Annotated in this window: 24 protein-coding genes and 4 tRNA genes; 25 read left to right on the top strand and 3 right to left on the bottom strand. The window is 47.1% G+C overall.

What is annotated here, in order from left to right:
* Positions 1–39 precede the first annotated feature (39 nt).
* The 15 genes from JOC37_RS09755 (at position 40) to JOC37_RS09685 (ending at position 15,137) form a co-directional block, all read left to right on the top strand.
* On the top strand, positions 40–1,779 hold the full coding sequence (locus JOC37_RS09755; RefSeq protein WP_204618449.1) for a [Fe-Fe] hydrogenase large subunit C-terminal domain-containing protein: 1,740 nt from the start codon (positions 40–42) through the stop codon (positions 1,777–1,779).
* A 7-nt stretch (positions 1,780–1,786) separates the two neighbouring features.
* Positions 1,787–2,938: a SpoIIE family protein phosphatase gene (locus tag JOC37_RS09750; RefSeq protein ID WP_204618447.1), complete on the top strand. Its 1,152-nt coding sequence runs from the start codon at positions 1,787–1,789 to the stop codon at positions 2,936–2,938.
* Positions 2,939–2,964: 26 nt separating this feature from the next.
* A complete protein-coding gene (locus tag JOC37_RS09745) occupies positions 2,965–3,303 on the top strand; it encodes an NAD(P)H-dependent oxidoreductase subunit E (protein WP_204618445.1) in 339 nt (112 codons plus the stop codon).
* A 156-nt stretch (positions 3,304–3,459) separates the two neighbouring features.
* On the top strand, positions 3,460–4,425 hold the full coding sequence (locus tag JOC37_RS09740) for a polyprenyl synthetase family protein (protein ID WP_204618443.1): 966 nt from the start codon (positions 3,460–3,462) through the stop codon (positions 4,423–4,425).
* A gap of 13 nt (positions 4,426–4,438) precedes the next feature.
* Positions 4,439–5,080, top strand: coding sequence for a precorrin-2 dehydrogenase/sirohydrochlorin ferrochelatase family protein (locus tag JOC37_RS09735; RefSeq protein WP_204618441.1), 642 nt, complete (start codon positions 4,439–4,441; stop codon positions 5,078–5,080).
* Entirely contained in the window at positions 5,055–6,449 is a 1,395-nt protein-coding gene (gene hemA, locus JOC37_RS09730; RefSeq protein ID WP_204618439.1) for a glutamyl-tRNA reductase, read from the top strand. The genes JOC37_RS09735 and hemA overlap by 26 nt, the downstream gene beginning before the upstream one ends.
* Positions 6,446–7,381 (top strand): hydroxymethylbilane synthase, encoded by a 936-nt coding sequence (hemC, locus tag JOC37_RS09725; RefSeq protein ID WP_204618437.1) that lies wholly within the window; start codon positions 6,446–6,448, stop codon positions 7,379–7,381. The genes hemA and hemC overlap by 4 nt, the downstream gene beginning before the upstream one ends.
* Positions 7,382–7,383: 2 nt before the next feature.
* Positions 7,384–8,904, top strand: a complete 1,521-nt coding sequence (cobA, locus tag JOC37_RS09720; protein WP_204618435.1) for a uroporphyrinogen-III C-methyltransferase — start codon at positions 7,384–7,386, stop codon at positions 8,902–8,904.
* A 150-nt stretch (positions 8,905–9,054) separates the two neighbouring features.
* Entirely contained in the window at positions 9,055–10,230 is a 1,176-nt protein-coding gene (nirJ1, locus tag JOC37_RS09715) for a putative heme d1 biosynthesis radical SAM protein NirJ1 (protein ID WP_204618433.1), read from the top strand.
* 55 nt (positions 10,231–10,285) lie between these two features.
* Positions 10,286–11,281, top strand: a complete 996-nt coding sequence (gene hemB / locus JOC37_RS09710) for a porphobilinogen synthase (RefSeq protein ID WP_204618432.1) — start codon at positions 10,286–10,288, stop codon at positions 11,279–11,281.
* Positions 11,282–12,274: a putative heme d1 biosynthesis radical SAM protein NirJ2 gene (gene nirJ2, locus JOC37_RS09705; RefSeq protein WP_204618430.1), complete on the top strand. Its 993-nt coding sequence runs from the start codon at positions 11,282–11,284 to the stop codon at positions 12,272–12,274. It begins immediately after the preceding gene.
* A gap of 126 nt (positions 12,275–12,400) precedes the next feature.
* Positions 12,401–12,862, top strand: a complete 462-nt coding sequence (gene ahbA / locus JOC37_RS09700; RefSeq protein WP_204618428.1) for a siroheme decarboxylase subunit alpha — start codon at positions 12,401–12,403, stop codon at positions 12,860–12,862.
* Between the two features lies 1 nt (position 12,863).
* On the top strand, positions 12,864–13,334 hold the full coding sequence (gene ahbB / locus JOC37_RS09695; RefSeq protein WP_204618426.1) for a siroheme decarboxylase subunit beta: 471 nt from the start codon (positions 12,864–12,866) through the stop codon (positions 13,332–13,334).
* A 68-nt stretch (positions 13,335–13,402) separates the two neighbouring features.
* On the top strand, positions 13,403–14,695 hold the full coding sequence (hemL, locus tag JOC37_RS09690) for a glutamate-1-semialdehyde 2,1-aminomutase (RefSeq protein WP_204618424.1): 1,293 nt from the start codon (positions 13,403–13,405) through the stop codon (positions 14,693–14,695).
* Between the two features lie 127 nt (positions 14,696–14,822).
* Entirely contained in the window at positions 14,823–15,137 is a 315-nt protein-coding gene (locus JOC37_RS09685) for a YbjQ family protein (RefSeq protein ID WP_204618422.1), read from the top strand.
* A 59-nt stretch (positions 15,138–15,196) separates the two neighbouring features.
* Here the strand turns inward: JOC37_RS09685 and JOC37_RS09680 are convergent, their stop codons facing one another.
* On the bottom strand, positions 15,197–16,762 hold the full coding sequence (locus JOC37_RS09680) for a methyl-accepting chemotaxis protein (protein WP_204618421.1): 1,566 nt from the start codon (positions 16,760–16,762) through the stop codon (positions 15,197–15,199).
* A gap of 27 nt (positions 16,763–16,789) precedes the next feature.
* Positions 16,790–17,209 (bottom strand): chemotaxis protein CheW, encoded by a 420-nt coding sequence (locus JOC37_RS09675; protein WP_204618419.1) that lies wholly within the window; start codon positions 17,207–17,209, stop codon positions 16,790–16,792.
* Between the two features lie 504 nt (positions 17,210–17,713).
* Here JOC37_RS09675 and JOC37_RS09670 point away from each other — a divergent pair.
* Genes JOC37_RS09670 through hydG form a run of 5 tightly spaced genes read left to right on the top strand, consistent with a single transcriptional unit; the run spans position 17,714 to position 23,180 of the window.
* Positions 17,714–17,962 (top strand): TM1266 family iron-only hydrogenase system putative regulator, encoded by a 249-nt coding sequence (locus tag JOC37_RS09670; RefSeq protein ID WP_204618417.1) that lies wholly within the window; start codon positions 17,714–17,716, stop codon positions 17,960–17,962.
* An 18-nt stretch (positions 17,963–17,980) separates the two neighbouring features.
* On the top strand, positions 17,981–19,375 hold the full coding sequence (locus JOC37_RS09665; RefSeq protein ID WP_204618415.1) for an aspartate ammonia-lyase: 1,395 nt from the start codon (positions 17,981–17,983) through the stop codon (positions 19,373–19,375).
* A 7-nt stretch (positions 19,376–19,382) separates the two neighbouring features.
* The gene (gene hydF / locus JOC37_RS09660) at positions 19,383–20,609 is read left to right on the top strand and encodes a [FeFe] hydrogenase H-cluster maturation GTPase HydF (RefSeq protein WP_204618413.1); all 1,227 of its coding nucleotides are present in this window, start codon (positions 19,383–19,385) and stop codon (positions 20,607–20,609) included.
* 18 nt (positions 20,610–20,627) lie between these two features.
* Positions 20,628–21,692 carry a [FeFe] hydrogenase H-cluster radical SAM maturase HydE gene (gene hydE / locus JOC37_RS09655; RefSeq protein ID WP_204618411.1) on the top strand — a complete coding sequence of 355 codons (1,065 nt, stop codon included), beginning with the start codon at positions 20,628–20,630 and terminating at the stop codon, positions 21,690–21,692.
* A 39-nt stretch (positions 21,693–21,731) separates the two neighbouring features.
* A complete protein-coding gene (gene hydG, locus JOC37_RS09650) occupies positions 21,732–23,180 on the top strand; it encodes a [FeFe] hydrogenase H-cluster radical SAM maturase HydG (protein ID WP_204618409.1) in 1,449 nt (482 codons plus the stop codon).
* A gap of 114 nt (positions 23,181–23,294) precedes the next feature.
* Here the strand turns inward: hydG and JOC37_RS09645 are convergent, their stop codons facing one another.
* Positions 23,295–23,627 carry a helix-turn-helix domain-containing protein gene (locus tag JOC37_RS09645; protein WP_204618407.1) on the bottom strand — a complete coding sequence of 111 codons (333 nt, stop codon included), beginning with the start codon at positions 23,625–23,627 and terminating at the stop codon, positions 23,295–23,297.
* Positions 23,628–24,042: 415 nt separating this feature from the next.
* On the opposite strand from JOC37_RS09645, the gene JOC37_RS09640 reads away from it, so the two are divergent.
* The 5 genes from JOC37_RS09640 (at position 24,043) to JOC37_RS09620 (ending at position 25,779) form a co-directional block, all read left to right on the top strand.
* Positions 24,043–25,137: an S-layer homology domain-containing protein gene (locus JOC37_RS09640; protein WP_204618405.1), complete on the top strand. Its 1,095-nt coding sequence runs from the start codon at positions 24,043–24,045 to the stop codon at positions 25,135–25,137.
* Positions 25,138–25,262: 125 nt separating this feature from the next.
* A tRNA-Pro gene (locus JOC37_RS09635) sits at positions 25,263–25,339 on the top strand.
* A 192-nt stretch (positions 25,340–25,531) separates the two neighbouring features.
* A tRNA-Glu gene (locus tag JOC37_RS09630) sits at positions 25,532–25,607 on the top strand.
* A gap of 4 nt (positions 25,608–25,611) precedes the next feature.
* Positions 25,612–25,698 (top strand) — tRNA-Tyr (locus JOC37_RS09625).
* Positions 25,699–25,704: 6 nt separating this feature from the next.
* A tRNA-Gln gene (locus JOC37_RS09620) sits at positions 25,705–25,779 on the top strand.
* Positions 25,780–25,910: the final 131 nt, after the last annotated feature.

The following is a 25,910-nucleotide window of genomic DNA, read 5'->3' as shown; positions in this document are numbered from 1 at the left end:
ATGGATTTTTAGAACCAATCCATTCGAAAGGATGATTTTATGGGCTTAATTACCACCAACGAAGCCAAGTGTCGTGACTGCTACCGCTGTGTGAGAATATGTCCCGTTAAAGCCATTGCCATCAGTTCTGACAAGGAAAATGCCGCATTACATGTTAAGGTAATAGATGAGCTGTGCATTAAAGACGGCAATTGTATACTGGCCTGCCCGCAGAATGCCAAGAAGCTGTTGTCCAATGACCTGGCAGAGGTAATAAGGCTTCTGGAGCGGGGTGAACTGTTGGCTGCCGCGGTGGCACCATCCTTCGTTGCTGGTTTGCCCTTAAAAGACCCGGGTTTAATGCCCGATTTATTAAGAAAAATTGGTTTCAATATTGTACAGGAAACATCTGTGGGTGCCGGACTGGTGGTCCGGCACCATTTTCAACTGGGTTTTGATAAACCTTTAATTGGCAGTTCCTGCCCTGTGATAGTTAACCTGGTGGAGCGCTACTATCCCCAGCTGATACCGATGCTGGCGCCGGTGGTTTCCCCCATGATTGCCCACGGGCGCTACATTAAAGCCAATAATCCGCGGTGTAAAGTTGTATTTATAGGGCCCTGTGTGGCCAAGAAGGAAGAGTATACCACAGCAGGTATTAGTGATGCTGTGGATTTTGTGCTTGGTTTTGATGAGTTATGGGATCTGGTTAAGCATTTTAACATTGACTTAAATGATTTAACTCCATCTAATTTTGATAATGCTCCCACCGGGACCAACTGTCTCTTTCCGCTGGAGGGCGGTATGCTGAGATGTATAAACAAGGGCCTAAACGGTTCGGAAGAAGATTTTGTATCTATTAGCGGGTTGGATGATTGTATAGACTTTCTGCATCACCTGGCCGGTGGAGGAATCGGCAAGCAGCCGAAATTAATAGAACTCCTGGCTTGTAAAGGTGGTTGTATAAACGGTCCTCTTTCAATGTGCCGCGATGAAAGCCTTTATGTACGCCGGCGTAAGGTGCAGGATTATTATAAGTCGGTTAGTAATCGCGGTGATGATTGTATTGATGAGCAGCTGCCCGGGCATCTGATGCAGAGAAGTTACCAGTGCAGAAAGGTAAATGCTGCCTATCCAAGTGCAGCAGAACTGCAGGAGATATTGGCCCGGACAGGTAAATATAAACCGGAGGATGAGCTGAACTGCGGCGCCTGCGGGTATGATACCTGCCGGGATAAAGCCATTGCTGTTTACCAGGGCAAAGCAGAGGTAGAGATGTGTATACCGTACATGCGCAAGCGGGCGGAATCCCTTTCCAATGTAGTAACCGCGGCCATGCCCAACGGTATAATTGTGATTGACAGCACTCAAACCATATTGGAGATAAATCCCGCCGCTGAAAGGATGTTCCGCTGTTCCGGGGCGGATGTGGTGGGCAAAAAATTGGATACCGTAATTAACCCGGAGAACTTTATCCGGGTGATGAATTCCGGTAAAATGCTAAATGTTTGCTGTGATTACCCGGATAAGGACATTGTTACCAGTGAGATCATATTCCCGGTGGAGCAGGAAAATCTTGTGGTGGGTATATTTATAGATGTTACTGAAGAAAAAAGGCAGCGGGAACAATTTGAACTGATTAAAAACCAAACCATTGTACAGGCACAAGAAGTAATTGAAAAACAAATGAAGGTGGCCCAGGAAATTGCCGGGTTATTGGGCGAAGCCACCGCAGAAAGCAAAATACAGCTGAGCAGGTTAATCAAATTAATGCGAGAAGATCCTTCCCGGAAGGAGTAATCTGCCGATGAATATACGTTTGGATTACGGCATCGCCCAATTAAAAAAATATGATGAAGAACTGTGCGGTGACAGTGTAGAAATTGTTCGCACTGACGATGCCAGTATTGTTGTGGTTTCGGACGGTTTGGGCAGTGGAGTCAAGGCTAATATACTGTCCCGGCTGACCGTTAAAACCGCCGGCACCATGCTGAAAATGGGTGGGGATATAGATGAGGTCATTGAAACCCTGGCTCATACCCTGCCCATATGTAAGGTGAGGAACTTGGCTTACAGCACATTTTCCATCGCCCAGATAAGAACCGATGGCAGAACCTATTTAGTAGAATATGATAATCCACCGGTGTTTGTTGGCCGCAGTAACAGGTTAATTAAACCGCACCAGATTTCCAGGTGTATCGGCGGTAAAAAAATAAAAGAGTATTTTTTTCAAATGCAGGACGACCACTGGCTGGTAATGGTCAGTGATGGTGTACTGCATGCCGGTATTGGCAATATAATGAACATGGGATGGGGATGGGAACGGGTAGGCAGGCACCTGGAGGAAACGTACTCACCTCAAAAAGATGCTGCCCAGTGGGCGGAAGAAATCAAACAGCTGTGCTATAACTTATACGGTGAAAAACCCGGTGATGATGCCAGCATTGTGGTGGTGAAGGCTCGCCAGCCGCGCCAGGTTACCATGTTAATTGGACCACCGCAAAATAAAGAAGATGATTATACGGTGGTAAATAAATTAATGAACGGGCCCGGTATTAAGATTGTCTGCGGTGGAACCACAGGTAATATTGTAGGGCGGGTGTTGGGCCGAGAGGTGGCTGTGGATTTATCCTCTAACTGCAAAAACATCCCGCCCATTGGAATACTGCCGGGCATTAATTTGGTTACCGAGGGTGCTGTGACGCTGGTGTATGCATTGGAACACATAAAATATGGCACCAGTTTAACTGAACTTAAGTCACAAAAGGACGGGGCCAGCAGGTTGGCAGCGGCACTGCTGGAGGCGGATGACATTCATATAATAGTGGGTACTGCTACAAACCCCGCGCTGCAGGAGGTGAAAGCTCCTGCCATATATACTTATAAGCAGCATGTAATACGTGATTTAATTGCCACGTTAAAGGATAAAGGGAAAAAAGTTACTGAGGAATATTATTAGATGCGCGGTGATAAGGAGTGTCACTGGTGAACGTTAAAAACTGTTGTCAGTGCAGTGCCGGTGTTTGCGAACAGGTACAAGAGTTGCAAAACGGCAGCTTAAGGAAAGAAAAGCGGGCCAAGCATAGGATAGCCGTATGCTTGGGAACAAGTTGTTATTTAAGGGGTTCATCGGAGGTGCTCAAGGCTGTCAGTGAAGAGCTGGGTATTAAACCCGGTGAAGTAACTGCGGACGGTATGTTTGCCCTGGAAGTGGTTCGCTGTATGGGCGCCTGTGCAGTGGGGGCGGTGATGATGATAGATGATGTGCTCTATCCCAATATGGACCGGAGTAAGATATCCAGGGTTTTAAACTTTTATAAATAAAATCCCCTACCGCCTGGGTAGGGGTATTTAACTTTTGCGCTGAGAAGTGTTTGTATAGAAATATAGCTATGGTGGGAGGATTTTTCCATAATTAAGCGAATATTTACATGTTACTGCAGAAAAGCTAGAATAGATTACAAGTAGGTGATCTGTGGCGTGCTGGATATTTTTAAAGATATAAAAAAAGATCTACAAGCTGTAGAAGAAGAGCTGGCCCGGGTGGTACAACATCAAAATCCTCTTTTAAATAAAACTTCCAGTCACTTGTTAAATGCCGGAGGAAAGAGATTGCGTCCGGCTTTTGCACTTTTGTCCGGCAAGTTTTACAACTACCGGTTGGAATCTATAATGCCTTTGGCGGTGGCATTGGAGTTAATTCATATGGCTACTTTAGTTCACGATGATGTGGTGGATTCGGCATTAACCAGGCGCGGTATACCCACTGTCAAATCCAATTGGGGTAATAAAATTTCCGTGCATACCGGGGATTTGCTTTTCGGCAAGTCGCTGGTAATGATTTCTAAGTACGAAGATATTCCCCTTATTGCCAAGGTGCTTTCTAAAACCAGTGTAAAAATGTGCGAGGGGGAGATTCAGCAAATATCCAGTGCGTACAAAAGTAAGCAATCTATAAAAGATTATTTGTACCGTATTGAACGTAAAACGGCGTTATTGATAGCGGCCAGCTGCCAGCTTGGTGCTGTGGCCTGTGGGGCTCCCAGGGAAATATACATGCCCCTTAGAAGATACGGCTACAAGATAGGTATTGCCTTTCAAATAATTGATGACATATTGGATATGATTGCTGACCCGAAAGAACTGGGTAAACCCATAGGGGGAGACCTACGCCAGGGAATAATAACTTTGCCGGTAATTTATGCTTTAAGGAATAGTCCGCAGAGAGAACGATTAATAAAACTGGTAGAAAATAAGAACAAAACCGGGGCTGAAGTGCACCAGGCCATTGAATTAATACGGGCCTGTGGTGCCATTGAATATTCCAATGCAGTGGTGGATCGATACGTAAATAAGGCAAAGGCAGAACTGCATCATTTACCGGATATTCCGGCCAAGCAAACCTTATTTACCATAGCTGATTTTGTAAAGTACCGTAATTTTTAAGGGGCGAAAGCATATGACAGAGTTCTATCCACTGTACCTGCGGCTGGAAGGTGAAAAGTGCCTGGTGGTAGGTGGAGGTAAAGTGGCGGAACGGAAGGTGAAGAAATTATTGGAGAGCGGGGCAGACATTGTCGTGGTCAGCCCCCGGTTGACACCAGGACTGGCGGCATTGAAAGAACAAGCCCGTATAACTCATATTGAACGGGAGTGCCAAGAAAAAGATTTACAGGATGCTTTTTTAGTGTTCAGCGCCACAGATGATGAAGAGGTCAACCGCCGGGTGGCTGAATACTGCATAAAAAATAAAATACTGGTAAATATTGTGGACGATCCTCAAAGGTGCAGTTTTTTTGTGCCGGCGGTGGTACGTCAAGGACCCCTTTCCGTTGCTGTATCCACCAATGGTAAAAGTCCGCTTCTGGCTGCTCGCATTAGAGAACAGTTGGAAAACACCTTTGGTCCGGAATATGCAGATTTTTTGGAACTGCTGGGCCAGGTACGGGTGGACCTTTTACAAAGGGTACCGGAACACCATAAACGCCGGGAAGTGCTGGAAAAAATAGTACAATCGGATATTTTAAAACTATATAAAGAAAAACGTTACGACAAAATAAAGGAGCGGGTTCAACATGCTTATCGTAGCAGTGGGTGTTAATCACCGCACCGCCCCGGTAGAAATAAGAGAAAAGTTATCCTTTCCTGCCCACTCGCTGCCCAAACAACTGCAGCGGCTGCATTCTTACGGTGGTATTGAAGGCTGTGCTATTATTTCTACCTGTAACAGAACGGAAATTTACGTTACTCCCCGTGAACTGGACGATGGATTAAATGCCGTATGGGATTTTTTATCCAATTATTCAGATTTAGACAGCTCAGAAATTAAAAATTGTACCTTTTGCCATACCCTTTATGATTCGGTAAGGCATCTATTTAGGGTTTCTGCCGGCTTGGATTCAATGATTTTGGGTGAAACTCAAATACTGGGACAGGTGCGCCAGGGCTATGAAATTGCCCTTCAAGCCGGTACCACCAACAGGGTGTTAAATACTCTTTTCCAACAGGCTATTACAGTGGGGAAGAGAGTACGCCACGAAACGGGCATTGACAAAAATGCAGTTTCTGTCAGCTATGCCGCTGTGGAATTGGCCAAGCAAAAATTTGGTGATTTAAACGGCCGCTCGGTACTGGTGGTGGGGGCTGGTAAAATGAGTGAGCTTACCGCCAAGCACCTGGTATCCAACGGGGTATCGGGGGTGATTGTCTCCAACCGCTCTTATGACCGGGCGGAAATGCTGGCTGAAAAATTCCAAGGCAGGGCTTGTAGATTTGAAGAGTTGTTCCGTTATATGAAAAAAGCTGATATTGTTATCAGTTCTACCGCTGCCAGCCACTATGTAATTCGTTACCCGGATATGTGTGAGCTTATTAACGCCAACCCGGGGAAAAAACTAATGTTTATTGATATAGCGGTGCCCAGGGATGTTGACCCGCAGGTAAATAAACTGCCCGGCGTTACTTTGTATGATATTGACGACCTGCAAAATGTGGTGGACAATAATTTAGCCGAAAGACGTCAGGCAGCGGTACAAGCGGAAAAAATTATTGAAGAAGAACTGGATGAATTTCTGCAGTGGCTGTCTGTTCAGCTTGTTGTTCCCACCATTGTTTCCTTGAAAGAAATGGGGGAAGAAATTAAAAAAAGAGAACTGGAACGGGCGCTCAACCGGCTGGGTAATGTTTCTGACCGGGAGTATAAAATTATCAGTTCTATGGCCAATTCCATTATGAAGCAGCTGCTGCATTTTCCCATTGTTCGTTTAAAAGAGTATGCAGTAACCAACGAGGGACATTTGTACACCAAGGTGCTGCAGAATCTTTTCAACTTGGAAGTGGATGAACGGGACAGCCAAAGGTATAGAATTAAAAATAAAGGAAAGGAAAATGTTCAAGAAATCTTAACATCCAGGGTGAATGACGAGATGCATGCTCAAAAACAGGTTCATTCCGGGGGGTGCCAACAATGAAGCAGGAGATTATAGTTGGTACCAGGGAAAGTGCTTTGGCCGTGTGGCAGACCAACTGGGTAGTGGAAGAATTAAAAAAATGCTATCCGGACCGGATTTTTAAGATAGTTAAAATGAAGACCCAGGGTGATAAAATCCTTGACGTGGCTTTAGCTAAAATAGGGGATAAAGGTTTGTTCACCAAAGAATTAGAGGTAGCTTTGTTAGAGAAGCAAATTGATTTTGCGGTGCACAGTATGAAAGACCTGCCCACCAAACTGCCCGACGGGTTAACTATTGGAGCGATATGCAGGCGGGAAAACCCCGCCGATGTGCTGATCAGTCCAACGGGTAAAACTATAGAACAACTACCCCGGGGGGCAAGGTTGGGAACATCCAGTTTGCGCCGCTGTGCTCAACTGCTGAAATACCGCCCCGATTTGAAGTTAGAGTCGCTGCGGGGCAATTTGAATACCCGGATGAAAAAACTGCACACCCAGCGGCTGGATGGCATAGTTTTGGCAGCGGCGGGAGTGACCCGCATGGGTTGGGAAGATCATATCACCCAATACATACCTTATGAAATCTGCCTGCCAGCGGTAGGCCAGGGTGCTTTGGGCATAGAAATAAGAGAAGACGACCGGGAAATTTTAGACATGGTAAAAAGTATTGAGCATAAAGAAACCTGTGCTGCCATCACTGCCGAGCGAGCATTAATGAGAAAACTTGAAGGAGGCTGCCAGGTGCCCATTGGAGCGTTGGGGCAGGTGAAAGATGATACCCTGTATCTGGAAGCCACCGTGGTTAGTTTGGATGGAGCCGCTGCGGTAAGGGCCGGTATTGATGGCCCGGTGGAAAAGGCGGAGTGGTTGGGTATTGAATTGGCCCACCGCCTGTTGGAAATGGGTGCGGATGAAATATTGGAACAAGTACGCAAGGAGAATGGTGAATAACTATGAAAACCGGCATTGTTTATTTAGTGGGTGCAGGTCCCGGTGATCCCGGGTTAATCACTGTTAAAGGACTTGATTGTATCAAAAAAGCGGATGTGCTTGTGTATGACAGATTGGCCAGTTCCAGGCTGCTGGCTTATGCCCGGCCTGAGGCGCAGAGAATTTATGTGGGCAAGTCGCCGGACAGGCACGCTATGAAGCAGCATGAAATTAATCAACTGCTTGTTGACAAGGCCAAAGAGGGATATGTGGTAACCAGGTTAAAAGGCGGCGACCCCTTTGTCTTTGGCCGCGGCGGGGAAGAGGCGGAAACCTTGGTGGAAAACGGTATTAAATTTGAAGTGGTGCCCGGTATTACCTCGGCTGTGGCGGTGCCTGCCTATGCCGGTATTCCGGTAACCCACCGGGATGCCACCAGCAGCTTTGCCGTAATTACCGGCAACGAAGATCCCGCCAAAGAAGAATCTAATATTGCTTGGGATAAAATTGCCACCGGCATTGGTACGCTGGTTTTTTTAATGGGTATGAGCAATCTGTCCCGGATCTGTGATAAGCTGGTGCAGCATGGACGTTCACCCGATACCCCTGTGGCCCTGGTGCGCTGGGGTACACGTCCGGAACAAAGGACACTGGTGGGTACACTGGATAATATTGCGGAAAAGGCTGAAAAGGCAGAGTTCAAAAATCCCGCTGTCATTGTGGTGGGTGAAGTGGTCAAGCTGCGGGATAAATTATCCTGGTTTGAAAATAAAAAGCTGTTTGGAAAGCGGGTACTGGTAACCCGTTCCCGGGAACAGGCCAGTGCACTGTCCCGGCGTATTGAGGAACTGGGCGGCGAGCCCTATGAATTTCCCACCATTGAGGTAACCGAACCGGAAGATTATTCACCGTTGGACAGCGCTATCAATCAACTGCCGTCGTATCAATGGGTGGTATTTACCAGCGTAAATGGGGTAAAATACTTTTTTAACCGTTTAAAAGTTCTAAATAAAGATATTAGAGACTTGCGCGGTGTAAAAATCTGTGCCATCGGCCCCAAAACCAGGGAATCTTTAGAGGCTTACGGTTTGCTGGTGGACTATGTACCGGGTGAATACCGGGCGGAGCAGATAATTGCAGGACTTTCCGGGCGGGTGCGGCCCGGGGACCGGGTGCTGCTGCCCAGAGCGGACATTGCCCGTAAAGTATTACCCCGGGCGCTGGCAGAAATGGGAGCCAGGGTGGATGAAGTTACCACCTATAAAACCGTTTTGGGGGCAGGAGATGCTGGTAAACTTATCGAAATGCTGCAGAGGAAGGAGCTGCACGTTTTAACCTTTACAAGTTCTTCCACTGTACGTAATTTTGTCAAATTATTAAATGCAGATAATCTGCAGCAGTTATTAAAAGATGTTGTTGTGGCCAGCATCGGGCCTATTACCTCCAGCACTGCCCGTGAACTGGGTATTGAAGTGACGGTGGAAGCGGAGGAGTACACTATAAACGGTCTGGTGGAAGCTGTTTTAAAAGCTGTTTCAAAATAGATAGACATAATACTTCTTTGCGATGCCATCAGCGGATGAAAAGCCGCCGGCTTAGTAAGATATCATTTTCAGAGTAGATTTATATCACCGGTAGATAAAAAACCTTGGTATTTATAAGGCCAAGGTTTTCTTTAAAAATGGGGTGAACTGATGATTAGCGTTAGCAAACTTCTCTTTGGCAGTGAAAATTTTGGTGACAGGTTGAGATACTCTCATGATTCCTGCCGGCAGGTGCACGGCACCCACGGCGGACACGGGCCGGTGGTGGTGTGGAACGTCACCCGCACCTGCAACCTTAAATGCATACACTGCTACTCTAATTCCGATGCTCAAAAATATACCGATGAAATGAACACTGATGAAGGCAGGCAGTTTTTGCGCCACCTGGCTGAATTTAAAGTACCGGTGGTGCTGTTTTCCGGGGGTGAACCACTGGCCAGACCGGACTTTTTTCAATTGGCTTCATATGCCAGACAGCTGGGACTGCGGGTAACCATATCCACCAACGGCACACTGATTACACCCGATGTGGCCCGGAAAATTAAAGATATCGGTGTAGGTTACGTGGGTATCAGTTTGGATGGGATAGGAGAAAACAACGACCGTTTCCGCGGTCGAAAAGGTGCTTTTGACGCGGCGTTAAAAGGTATTCGCCACTGCTTGGAAGTGGGGCAAAAGGTTGGTCTGCGTTTTACCATTAACCGTCATAATATTAACGAACTAAATGATATTTTTGATTTGTTGGAAGAAGAGAATATTCCCAGAGCCTGTTTTTATCACCTGGTTTATTCGGGGCGGGCCAGTGATATGAAAGATGAAGACATTACCCATGAAGAAACCAGGGCGGTGCTGGATTTGATTATGGAGCGGACGGAAGATATGCATCGTCGTGGTTTGCAAAAAGAAATACTGACGGTGGATAATCATGCCGATGCCGTTTATATCTACCTGAAACTAAAAGAAAAGGATCCCCGGCGGGCGGAACGGGCCTGGCAGCTGCTGAGCAGAAACGGCGGCAACCGCAGCGGTATAGCCATTGGTCAGGTGGATTGGTACGGCAATGTCCACGCGGACCAGTTTACCCAAAACCATACCTTTGGCAATGTTAGGGAGCGCAAATTCAGTGATATATGGACTGACACCAGCCATCCCATTTTAGGCGGCCTGAAGAACAGGAAACCGCTGCTAAAGGGTAGATGTGCAGTATGCCGGTGGCTTGATGTATGTAACGGCAACTTTCGGGCCCGGGCCGAAGCGGTATACAATGATTTTTGGATGGAGGACCCGGCCTGTTATCTGACGGATGAAGAAATCGGCTTGGGATAATAAAGACCGGCATGCCATACAGCGCGTCATCAGGCAATGAAAACTAATTGAGAGGATGATTGTCTTGACTTTTCCAACTGTACGTATGCGCCGCCTGCGGGCCAGTGAGAGTATACGGCGGCTGGTAAGAGAGCACCACCTGCGGGTGGAGGATTTAATTTATCCCGTTTTTGTTACACCAGGGCAGGGTGTGAAAAAGGAAGTTTCCTCCATGCCGGGGATTTATAATTTTTCCATTGATGAGCTGTTGATAGAGCTGCAGCCAGTGGTACAGCTGGGGATTCCCGGGGTGATAATATTTGGTGTGCTGGAGGAAAGGGAAAAGGATGAGGTGGGATCAGCGGCCTATGATGATAACGGTGTTGTGCAGCGGGCGGTACGGGCGATAAAAGAAAAATACCCGCAGCTGCTGGTGATTACAGATGTGTGCCTGTGTGAATTTACCAGCCACGGGCACTGCGGGATTATCAACGGCAGCAGTGTGGACAATGATCCCACATTGGAATTACTGGCCAAAACCGCGGTATCCCATGCTAGAGCCGGGGCAGATATGGTGGCTCCATCGGACATGATGGACGGCCGGGTGGCGGCCATCCGCAGCGCGCTGGATGAAAACGGGTTTGCTGATATTCCCATTATGTCTTATTCCGCCAAATATGCGTCCGCCTATTACGGCCCCTTTAGGGAAGCGGCGGGTTCAGCACCGCAGTTTGGTGACCGCAAAGCATACCAAATGGACCCGGCGAACGGTGATGAGGCACTGAGGGAAACCTGGCTGGACATTGAAGAGGGGGCCGACATAGTGATGGTTAAGCCGGGCTTGGCCTATATGGATATTTTACGCCGTATTAAGGATGAGTTTGGTTATCCCACTGCGGTTTATAATGTCAGCGGTGAATATGCCATGATTAAGGCTGCCGCCCAAAGGGGCTGGGTTGATGAAAAGCGTGTGGTGATGGAAACACTGACCGCTTTTAAACGGGCCGGGGCGGACATTATCATCACCTATCACGCCAAGGATGCTGCCCGCTGGCTTAAGGAGGGTAATTAAGTGCTGGTATCTTGGAACACTACAAACGCCTGCAACATGTACTGTGAGCACTGTTACCGCGATGCCGGGGCCAAGGTGGAAGAAGAGTTAAATACTGAAGAAGGCAAAGCGTTAATAGATGAAATAGTAAAAGCAGGCTTTAAAATTTTAATCTTTAGCGGTGGTGAACCGCTGATGCGCGATGATATTTTTGAACTGGTGGAATATGCCCGGTTTAAGGGACTGCGGCCGGTTTTGGGAACCAACGGCACACTAATTACCCCGCAGGTGGCCAGGCTCCTAAAGAAAGCAGGGGCCATGGGTGTGGGTATTAGTTTGGATAGTGTAGATGCTGCCAAGCATAACCGCTTTCGAAATGCTGAAAATGCCTGGCAGGATGCCCTTCAGGGGATGCGCAGCTGCCGGGAAGCAGGACTTCCATTTCAAATCCACACCACCGTGGTGGATTGGAATTACGATGAGGTGGAAGAACTGACTGACTTGGCAGTTAAAGAAGGTGCGGTGGCCCACCACATATTCTTTTTAGTGCCCACCGGCAGGGCGGTTAACATTGAGCAGGAGTCGTTACGGGCGGAACAGTATGAAAAATTGCTTCATCGCATTATGAAAAAGCAGCAGCAGGTGGGTATCGAACTGAAACCGACCTGTGCGCCGCAGTTTATGCGCATTGCCAAACAAATGGGTATAAATATGCGTTTTAGTAAGGGTTGCCTGGCCGGCACATCCTATTGTATTATCAGTCCCAAGGGAGATGTGCAGCCCTGTGCCTACCTGAATATCCCGGTGGGTAATGTGCGGGAAACTCCCTTTAGCGAGATATGGCGGGATAACGAGGTTTTTAACCGCCTGCGCAATGAACCGCTGCAGGGCGGCTGCGGTACCTGCCGTTACAACAATATCTGTGGCGGCTGCCGGGCCAGGGCTTATTACTACCACGGGGATTTTATGGCCGAAGAACCCTGGTGCCTGTATCATGGGCGTAAGGGGTATTAATAAACGGGTGAAGGTAGAAAGGATCCGGCAGTCATTTGCAGAAGTTTTTTCAGTGTGCAGCTGCCGGACTTAACAAGATAACGTTTTATCAAGGTACGGAACATTAAAAAATGTATGAGGTAGATTATGAAGCTGGATGCATTAGACAAAAAACTGCTTAACTTGGTACAAACTGATTTCCCCATAGTTTCTCGACCTTATAAAGAACTGGCAGAAAAACTGAATATCACCGAAGAAGAGGTGCTCAGCCGTCTTAAGCGTTTAATGGATGCAGACATTATTCGCCGGTTGGGTGGTATATTTGATTCCCGTAAACTGGGGTACAGGGGAACGCTGTGCGCCATGAAGGTTCCCGCTGACCGGGTGGATGAAGTGGCTGCGGTGGTTAACAGCTATCCCGGTATTACCCACAACTATTTGCGGGAACATGAATACAATATGTGGTTTACCATACTGGCGGATTCACCGCAAAAGGTAGAAAAAATACTGCAGGAAATCAGTACCGAAACGGGCATTACAGATATATTAAACCTGCCGGCAGAAAGGTTTTTTAAAGTGATGGTAAATTTTGAACTGAATGGGGTGTAGTATGCTCACCGAGCTGGAGAAAAATATAATCAAAGCACTGCAGGCCGGGCTGCCCTTGGTGTCCCGGCCCTTTGCCCAGTTGGGATTGCAGTTTGGACTTGCTGAAGAAGAGATGTTAAATAAAGTGAATGAGCTTAAACAAAAGGGTTATTTAAGAAGAATAGGTGCTGCCCTGCGGCACCAGCGGGTGGGTTATGTGGCCAACGCCATGGTGGTATGGCGTGTTCCGGAAGATAGGGCCAAGGAAGTGGGTGAAAAGTTAGCTCAACACCCGGAAGTAACCCACTGTTACCAGCGCAAAACCGGGAAACACTGGCCCTACAATCTTTATACCATGATACACAAGCAGACCAGGGAAGAATGTAAGGCACTGGCGGAAGAAATGGCCCGGTCTGTGGGAGTGGCGGATTACAGGTTGTTATTCAGTACCAGGGAACTTAAAAAGAGCAGCATGACTTACTTTGCAGATTAAAGATTACCCCGGTGAACACCGCTTTGGAAGAGTGGGACAGGTGGTGCCGGGATTAAGGAGGCTTTATAATGTCTAAATCATTTAATAAATCTAGGGAAATGTTTGCAGAGGCCCGGAAGTACATACCGGGCGGTGTAAACAGCCCGGTGAGGGCTTTTAAATCAGTGGGAGCGGACCCGCTGTTCATTGCCCGGGGGCAGGGTGCATATATATGGGATGTGGATGGAAACCGTTACATAGATTATGTATGTTCGTGGGGGCCGCTGATTTTAGGTCATCGTCACCCGGCAGTGATGGAGGGGCTGCAGAACTATTTGGAAAAGGGAACCAGCTACGGGGCACCCACCGAGCAGGAAACGGAGTTGGCCCGCATGATTGTGGAAGCGGTACCCTCTGTGGAAATGGTACGCATGGTAAACTCCGGCACCGAGGCCACCATGAGTGCACTGCGCCTGGCCCGGGGGTATACCGGAAGAAATAAAATAGTGAAATTTGAGGGATGCTATCATGGACATGCCGATTTTTTATTGATTAAAGCCGGTTCCGGTGCGCTGACCCACGGTGTTCCCACCAGCCCGGGGGTACCGGAGGGCATTGCCAGCAATACCATCACGGCCCCCTATAATGATTTGGAAACACTAAAGAAAGTGTTTGAGCTGGAAGGGGAAGATATTGCAGCGGTAATTATAGAACCGGTGGCCGGTAACATGGGGGTGGTACCGCCCCAACCGGGATACCTGGAAGGCTTGCGCCAACTGACCAAAGAGTACGGCAGCCTGTTGATATTTGATGAAGTAATGACCGGGTTTAGAGTGGCCTATGGCTGTGCCCAGTCTTTATATAATATTGAGCCGGATCTCACCTGCTTTGGTAAGGTTATCGGCGGTGGGCTGCCGGTGGGAGCCTATGGCGGTAAAAAGGAAATAATGGAGCATGTATCTCCTGTTGGACCGGTGTACCAGGCAGGCACACTGTCCGGCAATCCGCTGGCCATGACTGCCGGCATTGCCACGCTAACTGAATTGGCCAAGCCCGGTGTATATGAAGAACTGGATCGTAAAGCCGCCAAACTGGCAGATGGTTTGGCCGAAGCGGCTAAAGAAGCGGGAGTGGCTGTAACTCAAAACCGGGTTGGTTCCATGGTATGTACCTTCTTTACTGATCAAGAGGTGGTTGATTTTAATACTGCCAGCAGTTCTGATACTGAAAAATTTGCCGCCTTTTTCAGGGCCATGCTGGAGGAAGGGGTATACCTGGCCCCGTCGCAGTTTGAAGCGGCTTTTATGTCGGCGGCTCATACCGATGAGGATATAGATTTTACCATTGAAGCGGCTAGAAAAGCATTTAAGAAAATTAAGTAGCCCTTTGGGCTGCAGGTGGTACCAAAGGAAGTGAAAACCCCGGCAGCCATTTGCAGGAGCAGACCAGCGGTGTGCAAATGCTGCCGGGCTCAGTAAGATAAATTTTTTATGCTAGGAGGCTGAAACAATGCTTATTACCACTACCAATACCGTTGAAGGACGAAAGGTTACCAAGTACTTGGGTATTGTTGCCGGGGAAGCTATCATGGGAGCAAATATTGTACGGGATCTCTTTGCCAGTATTTCCGATATTGTTGGCGGGCGTTCCGGTGCTTATGAAAGCAAGCTGGCCCAAGCCCGGGAAATAGCTTTGGAAGAAATGGCTGGCAAGGCTGCTCAGATGGGGGCCAACGCCGTGCTGGCGGTGGATATTGATTACGAAGTAATACGTGATGGCATGCTGATGGTAACGGCCAGCGGTACAGCGGTGCAGTTAGATTAACATAGCATAAAAAATAGCCTTGGTAAAATTTCAAGGCTATTTTTTATGCGTTTTTAACCTTAGTTAATTTTAAATTTGTTAACCTGTGACTGCAGTTGTTCTGCCATTTCAGCCAAGCTGTGGGCTGAAGAAGCAATTTGCTGTACTGTGGCGGTGACTTTTTCTGTGCTGGAGGCCAGATCTTTAGTTCCGCTGCTGGACTCATGGGCACCGCTGGCCACCTCTGCAATTATTTCTGTTACCCAGCCAATGCGCTCGTTAATATCATCCAGCAAATTACCGGCCCGTTGAGCTATTTCCATTCCTTCGTTCACTTCACTGGCGCTGGATTGTACAGAGGCAGCTGCATTGGCCGTTTCATGTTGAATATTTTCTACTAATTCTGAAATCTGCGCTGCGGCCTGAGCTGATTTTTCTGCCAACTGCCGCACTTCTTCCGCTACCACCGCAAATCCCCTGCCGTGTTCCCCGGCTCTGGCTGCTTCAATGGCGGCATTTAATGCCAGCATATTAGTTTGTTCGGTAATTTCGCTTATCAGCTTAGTAATATATCCGATTTGCTTAGATTTTTCATTAAGCCCCTGTATGCGGTTAACGGCTTCACCCGCAACCTGGTGTACAACTCCTATTTTAGCAGCGGTGTCCTGTACTGACCTGTTCCCCAGTTTTACTGCCTGCTGTACGCTTTGAATAAGTTCTGCTGCCCTGCCGGCACCGGCGGCGCTCTGCTGGGCCACCGAAGCAACTTGGGCAGTGCTGCTGCTTATTCCATCCACCGCAGAACTAACCTCTTGGCTGGCAGCTGAAAGCTGCTGGCTGTTGGAGGCCAGTTTTTGTGAGCTCTGCATCAAACTGGTGGCCATATGGCGCAGGGAATCTGCCATGGTGTTAAAAGACTGGGCCAGGGTGGCCAGCTCATCTTTACCGGCTGCTTTTACCCTGACAGTTAGGTCTCCCGCGGCCATTTTTTTCGCTTCTTCTGAAAGGGAAGTGATGGTAATGACAATTTTACGAACTATAATGTGGTTCACTGCTAAACCAAGAACTAATGCCAGTGTACCCAAGAGCAATAGAACTGTCTTGGCTTTTTGCAGGTGGTAAAGGGACTGCTCTTCCATTTTATTAACAGTTACCATTTTTCGGTCTTTGTACTGTTCAATTATGCGAATGAGATTAACAGCTGTTGGCTTAGCATTTAAGTTATAAACGGATAATGCTTGTTCTGTTGAATTGGGTTCACTATTTAAAAAAGAAATAACTTCCTGTTCCACAAAATAGTTGTAGCTGTTGTAAAGATCAACTATTTTTTCGATTTGTTCTTTATTAATTTCATCGCGGGTAATATTATTTAGTTTTTCTATAATTTTCTTTGTGGTTTTTAATTCGCTTTTATAACTGTTAATTGCTATTTTGTTTTTGTTGAGTATATATTCTTTTAAATATGCTTCCTGCTTGGTAAAGTGATACCGTATATCAGCAATCAGTTGAAAGCGCAGTGTTTGTTCTTGTACTTCTTTATTAAATTTGTGTATCATATTAAAATGAGTCCAAGCCACCGCCATTGCAGCGGCAGCCAGACCCAGCACAATCAAAATATTAAGCAGTAACTTATGAGATAATTTCATTATCTTGCCCCCAGGATCCGTTAAAAACTATAAAACGTTATTTAAGTCCAGCAACAGCCACAGCTGATCGCCTTTTTTAACAACCCCTTTAAGATAATCTGCACTGTCTCCCATGCTGCTTGGGGGTTCCACTTCGGATTCGCTGTAACGTCCCACTTCTAAAACGTTGTCCACAATCATACCCACCTGCTGGCCGTTATTTTCCACCACTACAATTCTGGTTTCTTCATCCACTTCTTTTTCCGGCAGACCAAGGCGGCGGTTGAGGTTTATAACCGGCAGGATGGTGCCGCGTAAGTTGATAATACCTTCTAAATAGTAGCTGGCATTGGGTATGCGGGTAACTTCAGTCATGCGAATAATTTCCTGGGTTTCCTGAATAGGCAGGGCATATTTTTGATCGCCCAGCTTGAAAACTACCAACTGTTCTTCCCCAACAACGGACATATATAAAACCTCCTTAAGTAAATTGCACCTATTCTGAAAAATGTTATCTCACCAAGTTTGGCAGCGGCTCGTCCATAAACGCCCGTTTGTACAAAAGGCTGCCTGCTTTTTCATTTGATACTGCCATTTGTGACATGAGCAGCTGTTTACAAATTTTAAAATTCGACATTAATAAGCAGAATCCTTTTAATATGTTAAAATATGCTGCTTTATCAAAAAATTTTATTGGCTGGCAAAAAGCTGGTAGGCGAATTTAATAGTTCAAAGATTTTGTAAATTTCAGACTGTTGTATTGACTGCAAAACGGGAAAAAGGGTATAATGATTACAACAACCTGAGGCTGCGGGTTATGCTGCTGCCAAGGGTTGACAATTTAAGGTAGTTCCCTGAGGGGAGGGCGCGGGCCTGACTTGAGGGGTGCACCATTGGGGTATTGTATTACTGTTTAGAAGTGCACCTGTTCCCTTTCGGGGAACAGGTGTTTTTGTCATTGGAGGTGGTTCTGTGGATAGGCGTATTGGAGTGGTGGGCATAGTGCTGGAGGATCGTAATAAAGCGGCCCAAATAAACTCCATCATCAGCGAATTTGGGAAAATCATAATCGGCCGCATGGGGGTGCCTTACCGGAATAAAGAGCTGGGTGTAATATCGCTGATGGTGGAAGGAAGTACGGATGAAATAGGAGCTTTAACCGGTAAACTGGGCAGCATTAAAGGAGTTCAGGTTAAATCTGCTCTCAGTAAGAAATTTTAATTTTAAGGGTGAATAAGCATGGGCAGAATTGAACGTGACTTAATTGGAGAAATGGAAATACCTGAAGAAGCTTATTACGGTATCAACACTGTCAGGGCGGCGGAGAACTTTAACGTAACCGGCACCAGGGTTCACCCGGAACTGATAAAGGCCCTGGCAGTGGTCAAGCAAGCTGCGGCAGATGCCAATATGACCATGGGTTTTTTAGATAGAAAAATTGGTGATGCCATTTACCAGGCGGCAGGTGAAGTTGCCGAAGGCAATTTCCTGGATCAGTTTATCGTAGATGCACTGCAGGGCGGAGCCGGTACTTCCACCAACATGAACATGAATGAAGTTCTGGCAAACCGGGCTATAGAACTGTTGGGAGGGCGAAAGGGAGATTATTCGCTGGTGCATCCCAACAACCACGTCAACATGGGTCAGTCTACCAATGATGTGTATCCCACAGCCCTGCGCATTGCCGCCATCCGCCTGCTGCAGCCGCTGAGTGAAAGCTGTGCGGTGCTGCAGGGGGCGCTGCAGAAAAAAGAAGCAGAGTTTGCCGGGGTATTAAAGGTAGGGCGTACTGAAATGCAGGATGCGGTGCCCGTTACACTGGGGCAGGAATTCAGTGCCTTTGCCGAAGCGGTGTCCAGAGATCGCTGGCGGTTGTATAAAGTGGAAGAGCGGCTGCGTCAGGTTAACCTTGGAGGGACGGCGGTAGGTACAGGTTTAAATGCCCGGAGAAGTTACATATACACTGTCATTGAGCGCCTGCGGGGACTTACCGGTTTGGGGCTGGCCAGGGCAGAAAATATGGTGGATGCAACCCAAAATGCAGACGTATTTGTAGAAGTATCCGGGCTGATTAAAGCCGCTGCTGCCACCCTGGCAAAAATTGCCTCTGATTTGCGGCTGCTTTCATCCGGGCCCCGGGCCGGAATAGGGGAGATAAAACTGCCGGATTTGCAGGCCGGCTCATCAATAATGCCGGGAAAAGTAAATCCTGTAATGCCGGAAATGATAACTCAGGTGTCATACCAGGTTATGGCCCATGACCTGGCAATAACCATGGCGGCCCAGGCCGGGCAATTGGAATTAAATGCTTTTTTACCTCTGGTTTCGGCCAACCTGCTGCCGGCTATGGATACTCTCAGCCGGGCAGTGAAGTTATTTGCCGAACGCTGTGTGCTGGGCATTACTGCCAACCGGGAACGCTGCCGGGAACTGGTGGATAAAAGTATTGGTTTAATTACAGTTTTAGTTCCGCATATCGGCTACGAAGAAGCGGCACAGCTGGCTCATGAGGCTTTAAAAACCAACCGCAGCGTGCGAGAGGTAATACTGGAAAAGGAGATGTTTACGGAACAAGAACTGGAACAGCTGCTGCGGCCCGATGCAGCAACAAAAGCCGGGGTAATAGGAAGGTGATGATACGATGAACAGTACTCCCAGGGGAAATAGATTGCACATTGCCATATTTGGCCGGCGAAATGCGGGAAAATCCAGTTTGATTAACGCGTTAACCAATCAAGATATTGCAGTGGTTTCTGATTATGCCGGAACCACCACCGATCCGGTATACAAGTCCATGGAAATTCTGCCCATCGGACCGGTGGTGATTATAGATACTGCCGGGATAGATGATGTGGGCCCTTTGGGTGAATTAAGGGTGGAGAAATCTAAAGGAGTTCTTAAAAAGGCGGATATGGTGCTGCTGGTGATAGATGCCGGCGAAGGACTATCTAAGTACGAACTGGATCTAATTGAGGAATGTAAAAAAAGAAAACTGGCAGTGCTGGCGGTGATTAACAAAATAGACCTGCGGCAGGTTAGTAAAACGGAAATTGAAGATTACAAAAACAAGCTGTCAGTGCCGGTGGTTGCGGTCAGCGCTCTTACCGGTCAGGGAATGGCAGATTTAAAAATCAGTATAATTCGTAATGCTCCCACCGGTTGGGATGATCAAACCATCATCGGCGATTTGCTGCAGCCGGGGGATGTGGTGGTGCTGGTGGTGCCCATAGACCTTGCTGCTCCCAAGGGTAGATTGATACTACCCCAGGTGCAGACCATCCGGGATATTCTTGACCACGATGCCATTGCGGTGGTGGCTAAAGAAAGGGAACTGAAGCAGACCATAGATAATTTGGCCTGTAAACCCAAAATGGTGGTGACAGATTCCCAGGCTTTTTTGAAGGCGGATGCCGATACCCCGCCGGGTGTTTTGTTAACTTCCTTTTCCATCCTGTTTGCCCGCTATAAAGGAGATTTGGAAACACTGGTGGCCGGAGCTAAAGCCATTGAGAGATTACAGCCCGGAGACAAGGTGTTAATTGCCGAATCCTGCACACATCACCGGGTGGAGGACGATATCGGAACGGTTAAAATACCCCGCTGGATGCGCCAGTTTGTGGGTGGGGAACTGCATTTTGACTGGGTAAGCGGCACAAAGTTTCCTGATAACCTGCGGGAATATAAACTGGTGGTACACTGCGGGGCATGTATGATAAACCGCCGGGAAATGCTGTCGCGCATCATGCAGGTTCGGGAAGCCGGTGTGCCGATAGTAAATTACGGTGTGGCCATTGCCCACCTGCATGGTATACTGCGCCGGGCACTGTCACCGTTTCCCCACTTGGTAGAAATATTGGATCAAGATTAACTCTGCAGGGAGGAAAACATGGACAGTAATTTTCAGGCTGTTCTTCAAAAAGCGGCTGGGCAGCAGCCGCTGTCCAAGGAAGATATTGTAACACTGCTGAAAGCAAAACCGGGAAACCAGCAGCGGGAATTGTTTGCGCTGGCGGATAAAGTACGGCAGCAGCACCACGGCAATGTGGTGCACCTGCGGGGAATTATAGAATTTTCAAATTACTGCCGCAATGACTGCCATTATTGTGGTTTGCGCCGCAGCAACAGAAATATCAGCCGCTACCGCATGACGGTGCAGCAGGTAATTGAAGCGTCCCGCCGGGCTATTGAACTGGGATATAACACCATAGTGCTGCAGTCCGGGGAAGATCCTTGGTACGATGTTAATACCCTCTGCCGTATGATTGCCGAAATTAAAAAAATCAAAAACGTGGCTATTACCTTGAGTATTGGTGAACGCAGTAAAGAGGAGTACCAGCAGCTGTACCGGGCCGGGGCGGACAGGTTTTTACTCAAACATGAAACTGCAGACCGGCAGTTATTTAGCAGCCTGCGCCCGGGAACCAGTTTTGAACGCCGCCTTCAGTGCCTGCAGTGGCTGCGGGAATCCGGTTATCAGCTGGGTTCCGGCAATATGGTGGGGCTGCCCGGGCAGACACTGGATTCACTGGCCGAGGACATTTTGCTGCTGAAAAAGCTGGACGTGGAAATGGCGGGTATCGGCCCGTTTATTCCCCATCCCCAAACTCCGTTGGCCGGTCAACCGGCAGGGGATCTGCAGTTAGCTTTAAAAACTCTGGCGGTGGCTCGTATAATGCTGCCGTTATGCCACCTGCCCGCCACCACTGCAGCGGGTACCATGCATTCCGAAGGAAGACAAATGGCTCTTAACTGCGGTGCCAACGTAATAATGCCCAATGTTACACCTTTAAAATATCGCCGGCTGTATCAAATATACCCCAATAAGGCCGGGGTAACGGATGATCCGCAGCAGTCGCTGCAGAAAATTGTCGGTATAATTCATCAAGTGGGTAGGGAAGTGGCGGCAGGCCGTGGTGATTCACCGAAACCGGTTTTTCAAAAGGGTTATTAATCAATTGACCAGCTTTGCTGGGGAAAGGTAGGGATTTTAATGGCCGTAAATAAAATTAAAGAACAAAAACAAGTGGCGGATTTTATTGATGAGAATAAAATTTACAGGGATTTGGAGGAAGCTCGGAATTACTCAAAAGAAGAGATTAAAGAAATAATAGAAAAAGCCCGCCGGGCCAAGGAAGCACAGGCTTTAGCCCCGCGGGAAGTGGCCGCATTACTGCAGACGGAGGATGAAGAACTGCTAAATTTAATGTTTGAAGCAGCCAAAGAAGTTAAAGAAAAAATTTACGGCAACAGGTTGGTGTTGTTCGCCCCGCTGTATGTAAGCAACTACTGCATTAATAACTGTGTTTACTGCGGCTACCGCCGGGATAACAAATTTGAGCGGCGCAAGTTGACCATGGAAGAAGTGGCTGAGGAGGTAAAAGTACTGGAAGAACTGGGGCACAAGCGTTTAGCGCTGGAAGCAGGTGAGCATCCCACAGAATGTCCCATTGATTATATTTTGGAATGTATTGATACTATTTATAAAGTAAAATTAAAAAACGGCAGTATCCGCCGGGTTAATGTAAACATTGCTGCCACCACAGTGGAAGATTATGCCCGGCTAAAGGAAATAGGCATCGGCACGTATATTCTGTTCCAGGAAACATATCACCGGGAAACCTATGGCAGAATGCATCCCAGCGGGCCGAAAATGGATTACGATTGGCATACCACTGCCATGGACCGGGCCATGACCGCGGGGATTGACGATGTAGGGCTGGGTGTGCTGTTTGGGCTGTATGACTACAAATTTGAAGTGATGGGGTTAATATACCATGCTTTACACTTGGAAGAAAAGTTTGGTGTTGGCCCGCACACTATTTCCGTACCGAGGATAAGGGAAGCGCTGGGAGTGAGTATTGACACCTTCCCCTACCTGGTTGATGATAAAACCTTTGCTAAAATTATTGCCATTTTGCGTTTGTCCGTTCCCTACACCGGTATGATATTATCCACCAGGGAAAAAGCTGAGTTTAGAGATGAGCTGTTTAAGTACGGAATCTCGCAGATTAGTGCCGGGTCGTGTACCGGTGTGGGTGGATATAAAAAAGAAGCGGAGAAGGCACAGTGCGGCTGCGGTGAAAAAGGAGATAAACCTCAATTTGAAGTGGAAGATAACCGCAGCCCGGATGAGGTGCTGCGCAGTGTGTGTAAGTCGGGATATCTGCCCAGCTACTGCACTGCCTGCTACCGCATGGGGCGTACCGGCGACCGTTTTATGTCTCTGGCTAAAACCGGCGAAATTCAAAATGTGTGCCTGCCCAATGCCATACTGACTTTTAAAGAGTACTTGATGGATTATGCTTCTCCGGAAACCAAAGCAGTGGGAGAAGAGGCGATTAGAAAGAACCTGGAAGACATTAAGAATCCTAATGTGCGTAAAGCCACTGAAGAAAGATTAAAGCGTATTGAAAAGGGAGAAAGGGATTTATACTTTTAAAATTACAAAGGGGGCTGTCCCAAAAATCATTTTTGGGACAGCTTTTTCACTTTGAATTTCTATGTAATTAAGGAAATAAATAAACCGCCCTGACCAGGGCGGTGCTTAAATTCTTCAGTAAGGGTCACCGTCGATGCAGTGTTTTTTAGGGGCATTAACATCTTTGTTTTTTGTTGCCTCGTGTATTGCTTTAAAGTAACTATCCATTGATTGGAAGTCTTCACCCACTAGAAACTCGATGGATACCCCGCATATTTCAGAAATTTTTTTAATATGTTCAAAATCAGGATAATATTCACCTGCTTCTAATTTGCCAATTATATGTACCGGCTCTTCCATGGCATCGGCTAGCAGTTTGCGCGTATAACCAAACCCTACCTGTGCCGACTTGTGCATGCGAGCTCTTTTTATATTTGCTCCTACCTGTTGGCTGTTATAAAGGGGCACTTTAGTCCCTCCCGATAACAATTAGTATATGCTATACTGCCCTTTAAAAACTTATAAGCTATACTAAATCTGTCTAAATTATAGACGAGGCTAACTTTTCTGTCAAATTTAAATATGTCGAAAACAAACGAATTTTACAGAAAATATGCGTACAGAACGGTTTTAACGGTGGTAATTTATTTTGTTTTTAAAAATATGATACAAATTATGTATAAAACTATCATTATTGGTACAAATTATTAATGCTCCGCTTTGGTGAGTTCTATCTCTCCCCGTCCAGCATTTAGTGCTGGACATTTTTTTTTGCATTTTTATGGAATATAGCACCCCATAACCCCCTAAAACGGAATTTCGGCTGCCGTATATGAAAATGAGAAAACTAACTGATTAATTTTAAATGAAAGGGGCTGTAGTTATGAAAAAAATTATCTCTGCGGCTGTGGTATTGACCATGGCGGCAACCTTGTTTGCAGGAGCGGCACTGGCCAAACCCCATGGTGGAAGCGGGGCGGGGAAAAGCGGCAGATCGCCGGTGCATGCTGTGAAAAGTGATGGTTCACCGGTAAAAAATGTTAAGGCGGTTGTAAAAGAAAAAAAAGGTGATATAAAGAAAGAGCGGGTTAAAAAGAAAGTTGAGGAAGGAGAAAATAAAAGCATTAGGGCAAAAATTAGAGAACGAGTAAAGGTAAGAACAGAAAAACAGGTTAAAAAGCAGATTCAAGCGCTAAAAGATATAGAAGGCCACTGGGCCAGGGATTCTATAATTAGAATGCAATCACTGGGTTTAGTAAGCGGTTATGCTGATGGTACTTTTAAGCCGGATGATAAAGTGACGGAGGCTGAAGTGATAGTGCTGCTTATGCGCTTGGTGGATGATGAAGAAGTATCTGCGGCAGAAAATACTGAAAGCGCCGGGAATGGTGAAGAAACGGAAGCAGCAGAAAAAGCTGATGAGGATGGGGAAAACCAAGGGGAAGCTGGTGAAGAAAGGGAAGAAGAGGCGGTTGTTGACAGCGAGACGGGAGAACTTTCAGAGGTTCCGGTATGGGCCCGCGGGGCTGTTAAGAAGGCCCATAAAATGGGTATGCTAAACTGGAACCGTTTTCATTCACATGTACAGGCATCCAGAGCTCAATCTGCGGTTTGGATTGCCAAAGCCCTGGATTTAGAACCGGTGGATACATCCAATATGCCGTTTAAAGACGGTGTCTTAATTAGTCCGGAAGATGCCGGTTACATTATGGCTTTGGTAAATGAAGGTTTAATTGCTGGAACTTCCGAGGGGCAGTTTAACCCCAATGGTGCCATCACCAGGGCGGAAATAGTGGTTATAATGGATAGAATATTACAGGAAGGGTCAGAAGCGGATGAAGATGGGAGCACCGCAGAAGAAGGGGAAAAAAATGAAGGTATAGAAGATACCGGTTCAGATGATACCGATGTAGATGTAGTAGATGTATCAGATGATACCGGTGTAAAAGAAGAAGAGGATAATGCTGTTAATAAGTAAGATGAAGAGCCAAAGGGCAGCACAACGCTGCCCTTTGGCTTTCGACAAACGGCAAGACCTTCTAAAAAATTTTACCGCAGGGGTTGAAAACTGTTAAGGTTTTTGTTAGAATTATAAAGCGTTGGCGGGATTTAGCGCAGTTTGGTAGCGCGCCTGCCTTGGGAGCAGGAGGCCGGGGGTTCAAATCCCTCAATCCCGACCAGTTTTAAAGCCCCGGTGGCAGGTTGTCGCCGGGGCTTTTGGCAGGAGATTTTTAAGTGTATTTTTAACAGAAAAATGAGTATAATAAACAGCTGTTGTGGGCAAATTAACTGAGAAAATTTTTATAAAAAGTATTGACATTAATAATGATTATTTGTTAAAATTAAGCTTGTGGCAATGAGATATGATTTTTGGCCCCTTGGTCAAGTGGTCTAAGACACCGCCCTTTCACGGCGGTAACACGGGTTCGAATCCCGTAGGGGTCACCATTGTGGAGGAGTGCCCGAGCTGGCCAAAGGGAGCAGACTGTAAATCTGCCGGCGAACGCCTTCGTAGGTTCGAATCCTACCTCCTCCACCAAAGTAATGGGGTGTAGCCAAGCGGTAAGGCAGCGGTCTTTGGAATCGCCATGCGTAGGTTCGAATCCTACCACCCCAGCCAAAAGAACAACCCAAGGGATTACCTTGGGTTGTCTTATTATGTGTGCCCGGCATGGGCAATGTCTATAGGGTGAAAGTCCCGAACGTTGAAGGTAGCAGTAAACGTTAGCTTAAGGCAAGGGTGTCCGCGGC

The sequence above is a fragment of the Desulforadius tongensis genome, from assembly GCF_016907915.1.
Classification (GTDB): Bacteria; Bacillota; Desulfotomaculia; order Desulfotomaculales; family Desulfohalotomaculaceae; genus Desulforadius; species Desulforadius tongensis.
The sequence above is the reverse complement of the archived record's forward strand: the minus strand, read 5'-3'. Positions and strand labels throughout refer to the sequence as shown.